The 14,004-nt window shown below is 55.2% G+C and carries 18 protein-coding genes and 1 tRNA gene; 2 read left to right on the top strand and 17 right to left on the bottom strand.

What is annotated here, in order from left to right; translation table 11 throughout:
- Positions 1-655: 655 nt before the first annotated feature.
- From CDI09_RS16480 to CDI09_RS16450, 7 genes are all read right to left on the bottom strand, one after another.
- Positions 656-988, bottom strand: a complete 333-nt coding sequence (locus CDI09_RS16480; RefSeq protein ID WP_236944722.1) for a hypothetical protein — start codon at positions 986-988, stop codon at positions 656-658.
- Positions 985-1,842 (bottom strand): hypothetical protein, encoded by an 858-nt coding sequence (locus tag CDI09_RS16475; RefSeq protein WP_146220930.1) that lies wholly within the window; start codon positions 1,840-1,842, stop codon positions 985-987. The genes CDI09_RS16480 and CDI09_RS16475 overlap by 4 nt, the downstream gene beginning before the upstream one ends.
- Positions 1,843-2,171: 329 nt before the next feature.
- Positions 2,172-2,369, bottom strand: coding sequence for a helix-turn-helix transcriptional regulator (locus CDI09_RS16470; protein ID WP_014105537.1), 198 nt, complete (start codon positions 2,367-2,369; stop codon positions 2,172-2,174).
- Between the two features lie 142 nt (positions 2,370-2,511).
- Complete coding sequence (locus CDI09_RS16465) at positions 2,512-3,087, bottom strand: hypothetical protein (protein ID WP_078528715.1); 576 nt, start codon at positions 3,085-3,087, stop codon at positions 2,512-2,514.
- Positions 3,088-3,176: 89 nt separating this feature from the next.
- Complete coding sequence (locus tag CDI09_RS16460; protein WP_078528718.1) at positions 3,177-3,434, bottom strand: hypothetical protein; 258 nt, start codon at positions 3,432-3,434, stop codon at positions 3,177-3,179.
- Positions 3,431-3,691, bottom strand: a complete 261-nt coding sequence (locus CDI09_RS16455; protein WP_078528721.1) for a hypothetical protein — start codon at positions 3,689-3,691, stop codon at positions 3,431-3,433. Before CDI09_RS16455 ends, CDI09_RS16460 begins: the two co-directional genes overlap by 4 nt.
- Positions 3,688-3,879 carry a hypothetical protein gene (locus CDI09_RS16450; RefSeq protein WP_078528748.1) on the bottom strand — a complete coding sequence of 64 codons (192 nt, stop codon included), beginning with the start codon at positions 3,877-3,879 and terminating at the stop codon, positions 3,688-3,690. The genes CDI09_RS16455 and CDI09_RS16450 overlap by 4 nt, the downstream gene beginning before the upstream one ends.
- A gap of 188 nt (positions 3,880-4,067) precedes the next feature.
- On the opposite strand from CDI09_RS16450, the gene CDI09_RS16445 reads away from it, so the two are divergent.
- Together CDI09_RS16445 and CDI09_RS18345 are read left to right on the top strand one after the other, a co-directional pair.
- Complete coding sequence (locus tag CDI09_RS16445; RefSeq protein ID WP_078528724.1) at positions 4,068-4,721, top strand: ParA family protein; 654 nt, start codon at positions 4,068-4,070, stop codon at positions 4,719-4,721.
- A 347-nt stretch (positions 4,722-5,068) separates the two neighbouring features.
- Positions 5,069-5,190: transfer RNA gene (locus tag CDI09_RS18345), tRNA-OTHER, on the top strand.
- A 14-nt stretch (positions 5,191-5,204) separates the two neighbouring features.
- On the opposite strand, the gene CDI09_RS16440 is transcribed toward CDI09_RS18345, so the two are convergent.
- From CDI09_RS16440 to CDI09_RS18490, 10 genes are all read right to left on the bottom strand, one after another.
- Positions 5,205-5,609 (bottom strand): DUF2442 domain-containing protein, encoded by a 405-nt coding sequence (locus CDI09_RS16440; RefSeq protein WP_078528727.1) that lies wholly within the window; start codon positions 5,607-5,609, stop codon positions 5,205-5,207.
- Positions 5,593-5,805, bottom strand: coding sequence for a DUF4160 domain-containing protein (locus CDI09_RS16435; RefSeq protein ID WP_078528760.1), 213 nt, complete (start codon positions 5,803-5,805; stop codon positions 5,593-5,595). The genes CDI09_RS16440 and CDI09_RS16435 overlap by 17 nt, the downstream gene beginning before the upstream one ends.
- A 444-nt stretch (positions 5,806-6,249) precedes the next feature.
- Positions 6,250-6,930 (bottom strand): hypothetical protein, encoded by a 681-nt coding sequence (locus CDI09_RS16430; protein ID WP_078528730.1) that lies wholly within the window; start codon positions 6,928-6,930, stop codon positions 6,250-6,252.
- Positions 6,930-7,763, bottom strand: coding sequence for a DUF2213 domain-containing protein (locus CDI09_RS16425; protein ID WP_078528733.1), 834 nt, complete (start codon positions 7,761-7,763; stop codon positions 6,930-6,932). Before CDI09_RS16425 ends, CDI09_RS16430 begins: the two co-directional genes overlap by 1 nt.
- Positions 7,757-9,178, bottom strand: coding sequence for a hypothetical protein (locus tag CDI09_RS16420; protein WP_249034052.1), 1,422 nt, complete (start codon positions 9,176-9,178; stop codon positions 7,757-7,759). Before CDI09_RS16420 ends, CDI09_RS16425 begins: the two co-directional genes overlap by 7 nt.
- A 14-nt stretch (positions 9,179-9,192) precedes the next feature.
- Entirely contained in the window at positions 9,193-9,549 is a 357-nt protein-coding gene (locus CDI09_RS16415) for a hypothetical protein (protein WP_014105532.1), read from the bottom strand.
- Positions 9,550-9,677: 128 nt separating this feature from the next.
- A complete protein-coding gene (locus tag CDI09_RS16410; RefSeq protein WP_078528739.1) occupies positions 9,678-10,253 on the bottom strand; it encodes a recombinase family protein in 576 nt (191 codons plus the stop codon).
- Between the two features lie 832 nt (positions 10,254-11,085).
- Positions 11,086-13,206 carry a VapE domain-containing protein gene (locus tag CDI09_RS16405; RefSeq protein ID WP_211308946.1) on the bottom strand — a complete coding sequence of 707 codons (2,121 nt, stop codon included), beginning with the start codon at positions 13,204-13,206 and terminating at the stop codon, positions 11,086-11,088.
- A gap of 200 nt (positions 13,207-13,406) precedes the next feature.
- Positions 13,407-13,760 carry a helix-turn-helix transcriptional regulator gene (locus CDI09_RS18495; protein ID WP_078528742.1) on the bottom strand — a complete coding sequence of 118 codons (354 nt, stop codon included), beginning with the start codon at positions 13,758-13,760 and terminating at the stop codon, positions 13,407-13,409.
- Positions 13,718-14,004 (bottom strand): hypothetical protein (locus CDI09_RS18490; protein WP_211308947.1); only part of this gene is annotated, 287 nt, incomplete at its 5' end. The genes CDI09_RS18490 and CDI09_RS18495, both read right to left, overlap by 43 nt.

Below are 14,004 nucleotides of genomic sequence, written 5' to 3'. Positions count from 1 at the left end.
AAGATACGGCTGGGATCGGTCAAACGGGATGAAGCGGCTCATCGCGACACTCTACAGCCTTACCCCTTCACAGGGTACCCCAACCCGACAGGCTGCTAGGCCACTAACTTTCCAGCCGAAGAAATGGGCTATAGCTTTGGTGCCGATCAGAAGTTCAGTGTTCGGCATAGTTTCCTCCATGCCCGGCTGTAGCAAGCCATGCTCGAAGGTCATTAGCATTTGCGCAGATAATGCGGCCCATATGGAATGTGGGTATTTGACCGTTTTTAGCACGGTGGTGGACTTGCTTTTTAGTCAGGCCCAAGAACTCTCCTATGGAGCCTAAGCCATAAAGAAGGTCGGATTTCATTTTTTGGTGGTTCCCATTCGGGCATAAAAAAAGCCGCCCTAAACGGGCGGCCTGTCGAACATGCGGATGGCATGGTGATTCCAATAGTGCACATTCTTTCGAAAAGCACAAGTCTCTTTTGGTCTCATGATGTAAATGCACAAAACCCGCCTAAAAAGCAGCCTAAGCACAATAGTAAACACGATAGATTCAAAATATGCAGAAACTTGAAGAAATGTAAGTTTTTTTTGAAAAAAAACGTACAGGTGCAGAAGTCCTTTGTTGGCTGTATATAAAAGCGTTCTGGAGAACTGGGCTATGATCAGGTCATGACAGGCAGTCCTCAATGGCGTGGGCATATCGATCGATCCCATCGGCCAGCCATGCCAGTTCAGTGCCGGTCTGTTTGTCCCCCTCCGCCATGCGGGCCAGTATCCCGGCCATGACACTGATTTCCGTGGTGGCAGCCTGTATGGCCGCCAGCCGGTCGGGCGTTGCGAGGCTGGGTGGCGCGGTATGCGCGCGCCATGCCCGGTGGCAGGACGCGGAACTGCTGCTCATCGCCTCGCCAATCTGCCGCCATGTCAGGCCATCGCTGCGAAGTCTCTCGATACGATGCAGGTCACGGGCGGACCAGATGCGTGCGGGGCGGCTCATCATTTATCCCCTGCAAAATATGCCAGTCGCTTGGCTCCGGCCATAAATGCTTTTTCACCCCTCTCTGCGCGGTCCTCGACCAGAGTGCCATCATCCCAGCGCATTTCTTTATAGAGATGCACGATGCGGTCCTTGAGGCGAACCAGCGCAACATCAAGCGTCACCCCTTCCTTCCTGACTTCATCAGCCAGCGAACGCCCATCATCCTCCGGGGTCTTGATGTAATCGGCATCGGACCAATCTGTTTCGCGTAGCCACCAGACGGCAGCTTCACGCACCTTTTCCATCCATGGGCGAACGTAGTGCGGCTGTATGAACTTGCACGCACGGAATATCGCTTCGATGCGATCAAGACCGGGCGTAAGGGCTTCAATCTTCTGATCCAGCATCCTGCCGTGGTTCATGACCTTTATCGCAAGGTCAGTGCCGACACAGGCCAGATTCAGGCGAAACCGGTTTTCCTTGGCGTCATAACTCCAGGCATCATCCGTGATATCTCCCCCGAGATCAGCAGGGGAAATATCGATCAGATTACCTTCTGGTGAAATGGCAGGAGGCCGGGGCCGCGTCATGTCACTGACTGACGCATCGTGAATTGCGGACCATCGGTGGCAGAGGTGCCGTGCGGCATCCAGCTCTCCCATCGGACCAATGGGAAGCCATGTTCCATCAAGGAACACCACGCACGGCGCATAGACACGCGACACATGACCATCCCGCTCAAGCGACATGGACTGAACCCACAGGTCTCGGACCATGCTCCAGTCGATTTCTCCTTCGGGTGCGACCTCATATGAGGTGCATTTCCCCGAAGTCAGTGTAGGGCGCGGCAGAAAGGCCAAAGTTTCCTTACTCATGCCCGCACCTCCATCGCTGCCATGGCCGCCGAGACCGAACGATAAAGGACCGGCAGGCGGAAACCGGGTATCAGCAGAGTGGCACGAGGCTCGCCATCAGGGCCGATTGCATCGGGTATAAGGATTACACGGGGCACAGTTCCCCCACTGCGGACACACTTCGGGCGTCCACGCCTTTCAAGGCTTGGCATCGGCACTTTCCCTATGTGCCAGCTACGATTTTTATGGACAGAGACCCGGCAGACGACTTACAAACGGGAAAGGGATTCCATTGTCTGCATCTATCGGGTCGTCAGTCTGTTTAATCGCGGACTGGCGATTTCTTTTTATCAGGCGACAACAACGCGGGGCAGGTTCTTCAGCCAGGCATTATAGCTTTCAGCGGTAATGCGGGTATTTGACCCGATCTTCACTTTTACAAGCTTCCCGTCTTTCACAAGCCGCCAAATGCTTGTGCGACCCAAGCCCGTCTCCTGCATCACTTCCTGAATTTTCAGCAGGCGGCGTGAAGTGTTCGGCGGCACCATTAGTAGCTCCTCCTTATTCCTGAAACGCGTTGATCCGTCTGGGAACAGAAATAATGGATAATTATTGAGATGTATATGAATATAGATGACGGCAATTATCTGATAAAAAGATGCCGTCATCTTTTCGTGCAAAAGCTGATGTCTATTTTTTTGATCGTTCGTATCCCTCAAAATCACCTTTGATAATAAATTCTCCCCTGTCGATCAGCGTTCTCACTCGCTTCTCTGACAATGATAGTTCATTCATAATTTTTGTTATTGCTTGGATATCTTCAAAACCTGACCTCTCATAAGTTTTGGAAATGGAATAGACGTAGTGAGCTTCTACAAAATCCTGCATTTCTTTGAAGGGGCCAGTTCCATTCTTCTTATAAGACAGGAAAAGTGCTTTAGTTATCTGTTCTCTTGCTTTTTTTGTATCAAGTTTTTCTTTTTTTATTACCGGTATATTACTTTCTATTGTCCAGTCTGCTTTTACCGTTTCGACCGGCTCTTTTCCCCAGCCCAACATTTGCATGTTGAACGATGCCCGCAGTAGATAGTCTGCAATGCTTGGGGGAAGCGTTACGTCGCGACGCACGGATAGAGATCCATCCTCATTCGTCTCCGCATGTGCCTCCAGCAAGCGAAAGAGAGCGCCCCACAAGAACAAGGGATTTCCAGTCTTTTCAGCTGTGTCCAATGTATCAGAAACAGTCTTTTTTGTATGTTCTTCCATCTGGAAACCCCTCGTGCCATGACAAAGGGAGAAAGCTTCCCATGAACGGATATGACCCGTCGAGATAGAGTCGGATATGGCGAGGCACCTCATTTCGTGCCCTCCACCGCGCTTTCCGCCCGCTCGACAAGCCATGACGCTGATTTTCCCACAGCGTCATCAACTACCCTCAAAGCGGGTATGATCCAATCCGCCTGAACTTCCCCTAGTTGCGCCATTTTTTCGCTCAGGCACGTAATGATAACGCCTGCCCCATTGCACAGCTCTGCGTGTTTCTCGATCTGGAAGGCCAACAGTTTCAGCCTGTCGGCATCTGTCTTCGGAGGCATGTTAAATACGAGATTCATTTCGCATCCCCCTTCATCGCCAGAATATCGCGCGCCAGGCTGGCCTCAATCTGCTTGGGGTCTGGGTCGAACAGCATCACCAGCCGGGCCTTGTCCTGCAGGTCGGCAAAGGACCGGGCTGGGGTCTGGATCACCTTGCGGTAGGCGGCCCGGAAGCGGTCGGACTGGGCCTGTGCATCGGTCGTGGCCGGTTCTTTGTAGCAGCGGCGATCAGCGCCAAGGGCGGCCATCATGGCCTTGCGGATGGGGCTGGTCATCGGGCTGCCTCCATCACCTGCACTTTTGCATTGTTGTGATGCAGAACCTCTGGCTGGGCGAAGCCTGCCAGAGCGAGCAGGAGCAGCGCGGGGAAGATCAGGGCAGCGGCAACATCACTGAGGCCCCTTGTACTTTCTGTTTCGTGGCCCAACGTATTTGGGGGCGTGGTATAGCTACGATCAGCCATTGGCTTGTCACCTCAAGTCTGTGGTTAGGCCGGTATCGAGGCTCCACCCTCGGTATCGGCTGCCCTATTTATGCACCTAAAAACCTAAATTGCAATAACTCTAAAAACCTAAATCCTTAGAATTATGAAATTACCAAATCCTAAAAACCTAAATTGATAAAAACCGGAAATTGTGGGAAGATGAAGGAATGACGAAAAAGGCCCTGAAAACCCTGGCTGTGATCGCTCAGAAGGGCGGGACCGGCAAAACCACGCTGGCAGTCAATCTTGCCGCTCTGGCGGCTGCTGAAGGTCTGCAAGTGGCACTGGTGGATTGTGACCCTCAGAAATCAGCCGCCGGGTGGTGGCAGACGCGAGAGGTGCAGGACATAACGCTGATCGAGCGCCCAGCATCTGACCTGTCAACCATTCAGGAGGCTGCCAAAAATGATGGCTTTGATCTTCTGATCGTGGATACGCGCCCATCGGTTGAAGGGGAGACCGTACAGGCCATCAAGGCGGCTACGGTATCTGTTATTCCTACACGCCCTGGAGTTTTAGATTTACGCGCCGTGGCCTCTACCGCTCAGTTGGCAAAAAAAGCCGGTGAGACAGGGGTGATCGTGCTTAACCAGTGCCCACCTCCCAGAGGGATCGGGGAAGGGGCGCTTACGGCTGAGGCGCGGGTAGTAGCGAATACGCTGGGGCTTCCGGTTGCCCCTCCCACGGTTTCGATGCGCTCCGCCTTCTCTTACGCCCTGAATGATGGTCGGGCTGTCTGCGAATATGAGCCAGGGGGAAAGGCAGACCTAGAGCTGCAATCTCTCTGGCGCTACCTGAAAAAGGCTTATCTCAATGGCTAAACGTGCGTCTCTGTCTTTAGGCGATCTGGCAACCCATAAGCCAACACAGGTGCCATCTTCTCCAACCCAGGAAGAAAACACAGAAGCATCTCCCGGGCGCGTTGGGAGACCGCGCACGCTGCCAAAGGACTATCGCTCAATGACGCTCCGGCTTTCGAGCGAGACACATACGGCATTGAATGTCCTAGCGGCGCAGCACGGGATTCCGGCGAAGAAGATCATATTGGACGGGATCGCTGATCAATTTGCACGGTATGGGATCACGACTGAAGTAAAATAATACAGATTGGCCTCTTGATATGTAATATCATGATTACCACATGCGCTTTTACATTTAATGAATGTATGCGGTCGTGGCGAAATGGTAGACGCAGGCCCTTGCCTAAACCCCTGTCCGGTTCGGCTGACAGAGGCTTAACAAGGGTCCGAGAGAAATCTCATACGGGTTCAAGTCCCGTCGACCGCACCAATAAAAAATACTGGTTACGCGACTTTCCTTGGCCGACCGCCCTTAGCGCCATTGCGACGTGCTGCCGCCGTCTTAGCCGGAGACATTTGTCGGCCTGCCTTTGCCGCCATATAGGCACGAGACCCAAACAGGCCCGCCATCAGTTCCGGCACCAGCAGGTCAGCATCCAGCACCTCCCAGTGCAGGCCGTAGCCACCCATGATTTCTACCTGGGCCAGTTGCTCTGGCGTTGCTCTCTCAAGACCCTGAGCCTGTGAGGCAGGGAATTCAAACCGGGTGCCGTTGGACAGCTCAACAGTTACGCGACCTGTCGTGGCATCATAACCTGCAGCAATCGCCTGAGGCACCATCTCACGTCGGACGCGTCCACGCTCGTAAGCCGCATCTATCTGCTTATCGATGTCATGATCGTTGTGCATCAATCTTCCTCCATGCCGCCAATAGGGCTTCACGTTGTTCCACCGCGATCCTGAACGCCTCGCGTACGTCTGCCCGCTTCACGCCGGGGTCGATGTCCCGGATCGTTGCCTCGGTTTCCCCAAGGTTGATAATGATCTCACGACCATCACAGAACACATGGACATGGGCCGGATCATGGTCGTTCGCATAGATCATGAACCGAAAGCGGCCCACTCGGTGAACTGTTGGCATAGCCACACCCTACCACAAAACCCAACATGATGGGTATTTTTATTATGACTTGGAATGCGACAGTCATATTTTGGCGTGGGGAACGGATTCCGCTTGGCTTGTTTTCAGGCTGGACAGGCACCTGAAAGACACCCGATAGACGCCTGACAAAAACCGGCGTTTCAGGTTTTTTATGATTTCATAAGTTATAGGCGTTTCGTCAGGACGGCCTATTTTTTGATTTCATATAATGAAGTTCCTATAGACGCTCCCCGAACGCTCCCCCGTCGCTCCCTGCGCGCTCCCATAGAAATGCATGCCCTCATACACCATTGCACCGTTGGTGCAGGGCGATTGAAATGCGCGCAGAGCTATATCGGGTGTCGAGACTCTACCAGACTAACAGCCGCAACCGAACTAACCTCCAACTTAAGACCGCCACCGCCCCTTTTTCAGCCTAGCGCCTGGAGCGGGAGTATCTGGATTCATAGCAAGCATCTGAGCAAACTGCGCCCACTCCGTGGACTCGACCGGATGCATGGGCACCTTCACCAAATCGCCATGCTTGTGAAAGCGGTCGGCCAGTTCACCGAAAAGACCATGCAGCTTGCCGACCGGCACGCCCCGCCGCTTCAGGATCTGGACCTCGCTCACGGCACGCATAAGCACAGCTTCCGCCTGCCTGACATCTTCAAGCATGGCGGCAAACTCTGGGCTTTCAGCCGTGATGCGATTGGCTTCCTGCGTGGCCTTCACCTTCAGCGTATCAAGCAACGTCTGGTATTCTTCCGAACGTGCCCGGACCTCAGCGCAATATCCTTCAGCCCGATCCAGATCGGCCTTTGCAGCCATGACACATTCTTCCTGCGCCGTCAGATCGGACGGTCCAGCTACATCACGCCCCAGCGCCACATCAACCAGTCGAGACGCATCCATATAACGCGCCTGTTCCAGTTCCTCTGTCGCCTTCTGGAGCGCCTGTTCGGCTGTCATGCGCTTGCCTGACAGTTCCCATCGCAGGTCCGAAACCTTCGCCAGATCGCTTTCAACCTTGCCAATCTGAGCTACCAGATCCTTCAGGCGATCACGGCTGACCACGGGCGCGCCCATCAGCCCAGAACCTTGATGCGCGAGAGTGGCGCGAGAACCCCGGACAGCCTTTCCGGCCCGCTGCGCCAGCCTGCGCCCGACATGCGGCGACCATCCATTGCCCTCGTGTCATCCTGCTGTTCGCCAGTCAGGGCTTCGTCAAGCTTGGCAAGCCACGCCTCGTTAAAATCATTCGCGTTGACGCCGCTCGGGTTTTTTAGAAACGTCATGCGTTCGGAGATCAGGTTTTCAAGAGAGTCAGCCATTTTCTTCATATCCATAGTGGGGAGAGAATCGCCGATCACCGCATCGGGAACGCGCGGAGCTTCGACAAGAGCCAGGTGATTGAAATGAATGGAGGTCATGATGCCGTCATAGCGTTCGCCATTGTGCGAACCGGCGGCCTTGACGGCGCGGTAGCGATACCCTGCTGACACGGAGCGCATGCGCCCCGACTGGATGGCCTCAATGGCCTCGGGCGCCCAGAAGCTCAAGGAACCGGCCAGATTAGGATTCTCAAAACGCACATCGGACCCGACCGCACCCACAACCTTCTGATGGGGATGGGTCTGTGCCGTAATGGCCGTATGATCCATGAGGATCGGTTTGCCATTGAGAGAGGGTGCCGCAGTCCGCAGGGCATCTGCATCCCTGTAAAGCCGGTACAGGCGATCCCGCGTAAAGCCGAGACTTTCACCGTCCGGGATTTCCCACCCGTAATACTGGCTCACTATGGCCGAGGATAACGTGCACTTATCCACGAACAGGTGCCCATCCTTGTCCACCCGCCGGACAGACCGGTCATAAGCCAGGGGAAGCCGCCTGCCATGCAGCGGTGAATGGAGGCTTACCATGCGAGGTCTCTATTCCAGAAAGGTTGTGGGGTGATCGCTGCGTTGTCAGAAGCACTGAAAATAACGACCCGCTTCGGAGCCGCGACGATGGCCCCGGCGACAGCATTCACAAGGTCATCGTGCTGGCCCCGTGCATGATCGACGGAATCCTTTCCGCTACGCGCTGTGCGCCGCTCCAGACCGCAGAACTGACGTTCGATCTGCTTCAGGTCCAGCAGTTCCACCTTGCCAGAATTAAGCTTCGGCAGAACCTCAATGTAGAGGGCAGAGCGGTCTTTCTCGCTGACCTTGTAGGTAACGCCATATTCCCGGAACCGCTCACGCGGCCATTCCCCGGCGTAGCGGTCGCCCGTTACTTCATGCAGGCCGTACGCCTTGATGGTATCCGCCATTTCCCGTGTGGCGGCATCAGGGGAAAAGGGAGCCTTGATTTCACGGACGCAATCAAGGACCGTCACCTCATCCTCGTCATGGCAAATCGCCAGCGTGAAGCTGTCAGACGATCCGCCTGACGGATCACAGAAGGCGCGGTATTTGTTGCCCCGCATGAAAGGCAGCTCATACCGACCGCCTATCGTGCACGCCTGAATGACTTCGGACGAGACGAAGGATGCAATATCGCTCCTGAAATCAGCCCCATATTCCGCCGCTGCGGAAGCCGGATCTTCCTCGTAAGCCTGATCAACTTCCGCCTGATCCAGTGACGGGTTCATTTCCAGCGTGGAGGCTTTCCAGACAAGGGTATGTGCACCGTTCTGGCCATAGTCCTGTCGGAAGGCTTTCCACAATGCCCCACGTCGCGCATAAGGGCTGGAAGCCATCAGCAGCATGGAACCGGGGATCGAGAGCAGGCCAGGGCGCAGGGCCCGCAGGATTTCCTCATCAGGGTTGGCGCTGGTATCATCACGCCAAAAGGCGATCTCATCCGCCAGCACAGCGGCATAGCTGTAGCCACGGGTGGCGCGGAAGCTGGCCGTGCCAATCTCGATCACGACCCGGCGGGAGGCCATCTCTATGATTTCGTCAGTCTCGCGCGTTACCTCCGCTTCCATCGCCGGGACAGAGGCCAGCAGACCGCGCACATAGCGGAAGATGGTCCGGGCCTGCTTACGATCGGCTGCGATGATCCCAACGGTTGCAACCTCACCGGCAGATAGGTAGGGCCGATAATCCTTCAGCGTTGCCAGACAGGTTCCCAGCAGCGCCAGAATGCGGCTCTTGCCCGCACGTCGCCCACAGATCAGGGCAGCCCGCCGGAACGGCTCGGCAGGCAGGTCATTACGACCGGTGGCTGCCCAGCATATCTCCTGCTGTCTTTCCGTCATGGCTGCGCCTGTAAGCGCGGCCAGGAAGGCACGCCATGCGTCCCATGTCTCGCCCTCGAACTCCCGCCCGAACAGGGCTGGATCGTCCATAGCCTCCAGCACGTTCATGATGCTGCCCTACGGCTGGCAAGCAGTTCATCGAGAGAAGGTGGACGGTTCCGCTCAGAAGTATCACGGACACCAAGCTGAGCAATCGCGCGGGTAAGAGTATTCGACCAGGCAAGATACTGCCGTGCATCACGCTCAGATGGAACATCCCCCAACATCTTACGATCCATCATACCCAGATGCAGTGTCATCCATGCCGCACGTTCAATGAGGGCCTTCTGGGTGATGGTCGGCCTGCCGCCGATATGCGCTGTCAGTTCCGCACGCACTTTCCGCAGCAGACGCGCTTCCTTGCTGCGACCGTCGAGTTTCCGCAGGCTATCTGAACTGGAATAGGGCTTAATCTTACGCATGCCCTATTCATATCAGGCACATAGCGCATAAAACAAGTAATTATTGGCAGGTTTCGCCTTGTATACTCAATCTATACTGTGAACATACAAACGTACAGAAACATAGGGAAACATGTATGAACAGTATATCAGCCCGTATTTTTTTCCGGTTTTTCTCCCTCCAGAGCCCGATATACGGACATGCGGGACACCCCAAGCCGCCGGGCGATCTCACTGGGGGCGATACCTTGGGCCTTCATGTCCTGTATCTGGCCCTTATCGATAGATGATCGCCGCCCCTTGTATTTGCCGTCCGCCTTGGCCTTGGCAATCCCTTCACGCTGGCGCTCCAGCATCAGGGAACGCTCGAACTCGGCAACCGCACCCAGCATGGTCAGCATCAGCTTGCCGGTCGGGGTGGTTGTGTCCAGAACCTGCCCGGACATGGACAGGATGACCAGACCAGCCTTGCAGGCTTCCACACGCTCGATCAGGGCTAACAGGTCAGCTGTGGAACGGGCCAGACGGTCGGGTTTGCAGACCACCAGCACGTCACCTTCGCGCAAATGGCTGATGGCCGTCTCCAGTTCTGGGCGGCTTATCTGGGTGGCGCTGATCTGTTCCGCGAAAATCCGGTCGCACCGCTGCGCCTCCAGATCTCGCACCTGCGCCTCAAGTCCAGCATCCTGATCGACTGTGCTGGTCCGTGCGTAACCGATCTTCATGGCTCACCTGTAACATTTACATCTAAGATGTTTGCAAGGTGTCGTATCAAAATACGAAAGTCAATTTATATGTGACAGATTTCCGGCTGTTTTTCTGGAACTCTGTTACGTCACTTTTAAGCTAGCTTTATTGTGACATGATGCAGAGACAGGCTGACCATCGGGTCATGCTGGCCCACTGGATTTTATAGCCACGCAAATCGAGAAATTTTTTGAGGCCGCTCGTGATGCGCTCAAAAGTGTCAATTTGACGCTTGAAGAGGCTGCCCTCTAGCGTTTTGTCGAGCATGCAATGCAAGTCAGGCCGGTGCCTACGTAGGCACACACATCTTGCCAGCCCAGATTTGTTCCAACTCAGCCCGAGATGGCCCTAAACGGCCCGGACAGGCTGTTTCTTTGCTTCGGGCCAAGTCGGGCCATTTGAGGCCGAACAAGACAGAAAACGGATCGGCAAGATGTGTGACCCTACCTATGGTCACGGCCTTACTCGCGCTTCGCACTCAAGCCATACTAGGTGGCATCATTGGTGCCACCCAATAAAATGATGCCACCCATTGATGCCACCCAAAATAGAAGCGGAAAACAGCCATATTTTCGTTAGGTGGCAGAAGGTGGCACCATATTTACCAAAAGAAACTAATCTGTACTAGTTATTCACCCATTATATGCGGTTTATGCGTGAATGGCGTGCAGGAGATATATAAGTTTCGAAAAATGCTGCCACTGATGCCACCCACGCCAAGAAATGGCAGAAAACCAACAAAAAAAGGGTGGCACCATCGCCACCCCTTGCTGCCACCCGTGATGCCACCCGTGCCACCTGATGCCACCCTCAGACCTTCGGACGCCATAAGCGCACGCCTTTCGCGCCTTTGCGCTGCTCCCACCCTAGACGGCGGAGAATGACTGAAATCCGGCGACTTTCTGCTGTGCCAACACCTTTGATGTCGAGGAATATAGCCTGCCTAGCTACCTCCATCAGTTGGATCGAGCTTCGGCCCTGCAGATAATCCCGTATGCTGGCTTCCCAAGGGTCGATTTCGTAGCGTCCTTCTTGCTCTGGCGTGATGTATTGCTTTTCAAAGTCGCCATCTGGCCACCATGCAACCTTGTCGCGGTAGAGCTGCACAGCCTCAGCGAATAGCTGCTCCCGGTCGGCTGAAAGGGCGGCTGTATCCACGGCGCGGTCGATGCCTACCTTGACCGGCCAGAACCGGCGGGCACCAGTTTCATCGCGCAGATATTCTGACTTGTTGGTGGTGCCGATGAACACGCATTGCCGGGGCTGGATAATGTCTTTCCGGCCGTAAGGGGGGCGATAGCGCTCTACAGGTCGTGTGACGAATGCCTTTAGGCTTTCCGCTTCCGCCTTGCTGGTGGAGGACATTTCAGCGATTTCGAGAAGCCATTTGCCCTGTAGGTGCTGGGAAAGATCCTTTGAACCGTCTCTCACTGGCGGCATGTTGTCGGAAAAGTATTCTCCGCCAAGGATTGCGCAGGCAGTGGACTTCCTGACGCCCTGCTCACCTTCCAAAATGAGGAGATAGTCAGCCTTGCAGCCGGGCTGAATGACACGGGCTACCATTGCCACGAGGAACATCGTCCCGATGGCGCGGGTATAAGGGGTATCTTCCGCCCGTAGGTACTGGCTCAGCCAAGTTTCAACGCGTGGCTGCCGGTCCCATTCGATCGACACAAGCCAGTCACGAACAGGATGGAATTGCCGTTCATGAGCCCGCATCTCAATGGCCTGATGAATGGTATCCTTTGAGAGCGAGGCGAGCGCCTGCACCTGTAGCCATTCCTGCACCTGGCTTATGTCCACATCGGTGATGGGGCGCGGTCGGAAGTCAGCAATGTCGATATGCTTGGAAGGCACCGGATACTGGAGGATCGTTTCACCAGTCATCGCGTTGAACTTCACCAGATCGCGGAGTTCAGGGGCAGAGCGCAAGGGGATCATGGCGTTTGCCAGATTGGACCGGAATTCGCCGCGGTCGTTGACACTCAGCTCACTAATCCATTTGGGACGATGCTGTATGTCCGCTCCGAGCGAAGAAATTGCCTTCTGACGGTTGCGATCTTCCCGTGTGATGGCTGCTGGCGGCTTGTTCAGGGCAGGTGTCTGGCGTGCGATCTGGAGCAGTTCGTCGCCGGTGTGGCCTGCTTCCAGCCAATCAGACACGTCTCCCTTTTCGGGAAGGTCCGGCAGATCAACCACACGCACAGAGGCAGCGGTTTTCAACACGGATGTGGCGACTACATTGGCATGGGTGCGCCCAGCTTCGTCATTATCCGCGACGATTATGACGTGACGCCCCTTTAGGCAGTCGGAATACTCATGCCGCCACTTGGATTTGCCCTTTCCTGCGGAAGCCCCCATCGGGTTGCAGGTGGCGATAAGGCCCTGAGCAACCAGATTATCAGCGTCCTTTTCGCCTTCCACGATGAAAATGGGCTTATCAGGGGGCGCATCGATGAGGCTGGGAAGGCGATAGAGAACACGCCTTGTCTCTCCCAGGGCATTCCGGCCGGCGGATCCGCTCCACTGACGGAAGGTTTTAGGCTCCATACGCGCGACGCGGAAAAGAACATGGCCCTGTTCGTCGTGATAAAAATACTCTTTCACGACCTTGGGGCGAGTTACCGGAAGCGATGGGGTCTTGATCGGTTCAAGATTGGCCCCGGCTGTGCGGATGAAGTCTAGCGCTCCCGTTTTATCTAGGTTCCGGCGGCCCTGGACAAGCTCAAGCATGCCGCCCCCTTGTCCGTTTTCATGGTCATGCCATGTTCCGGCTTTCTCACCAGCCACGACCACAGATAGGCTGCCATTGGTGCCATAGCGCCATTCGGTCTCGCTGGAATGTGCCCGGTTGCACTCTCCCAGCACGGCGCGGGCAATGGCTTTTGCATTGCTCTTGAAGGCATCATTCGTGTGGAAAGGCGCGTTCACCAGCCACCTCGCGTCATCTGGCGCATGGTTTTCTGGCGTAAGGGTGCTTCAAGTGTTGTCACCGGCGATGCATGCCGATAGGATGCTGCCCATAGGTTCAGCATAACTGATTACTCCAGTTGTGCGCTTTCACCGGGGGTCCAGCCCGATGTCAGCAGATTAAGCCCTCGGCTTTGTGCCGGGGGTTTTTTCGTTTTGGGCTACTTCATCGTTGCCAGCTTTGCCTTGCCCTGGAAGGGTTGTTCAGCAGGCAGTGCATCCAACCATTTTACAAGGTCAGGACGCGCGATGAGGCAGGCCCGCCCGGCATATCGAGCGGGAAGCCTGCCAGCCTTGATTTCGGAAGAAAGAATTGTCCGTGAGACGCCAAGGGCCTCTGCAACTTTAGAAAGTCGCATAAAGCCAAATTCGGTGACGAGGTTTTCTGCCGACTCTGGCAGTCGTCGTGGCGTTCTTTGTTCGCTCATACGGATTAGGACTATACCGTAGAAGCCAAGAGAGGCAAGCGCAATCAGCGCTGCATTGAGCCAGTGCGTGACTTCTCTTGGACCCATGCGATCAAGGCATTTGGATCAGCGCAGACGCTGTTGCCTTTTTTGATAAGTGGCAGTCCTTGGGTTGCAGATAAATGACGGACCCGGCGTTCGCCTAGCAGCCTGTCGGGTTGGGCATTTTGCGGCTGATAACGCCGAGGCTGACCCGGCTTATGCTGCCTGAAGCCGTGCCATTCTTTTGCAGTTGTATGCGAGAGCGACGAGGGTCCATTCAGTCGTGACTTTTGCAAGGCCACGCAGACTG

The sequence above is a fragment of the Komagataeibacter nataicola genome (assembly GCF_003207795.1).
Lineage (GTDB): Bacteria > Pseudomonadota > Alphaproteobacteria > Acetobacterales > Acetobacteraceae > Komagataeibacter > Komagataeibacter nataicola.
This window is presented reverse-complemented; position numbering and strand designations above follow the sequence as displayed.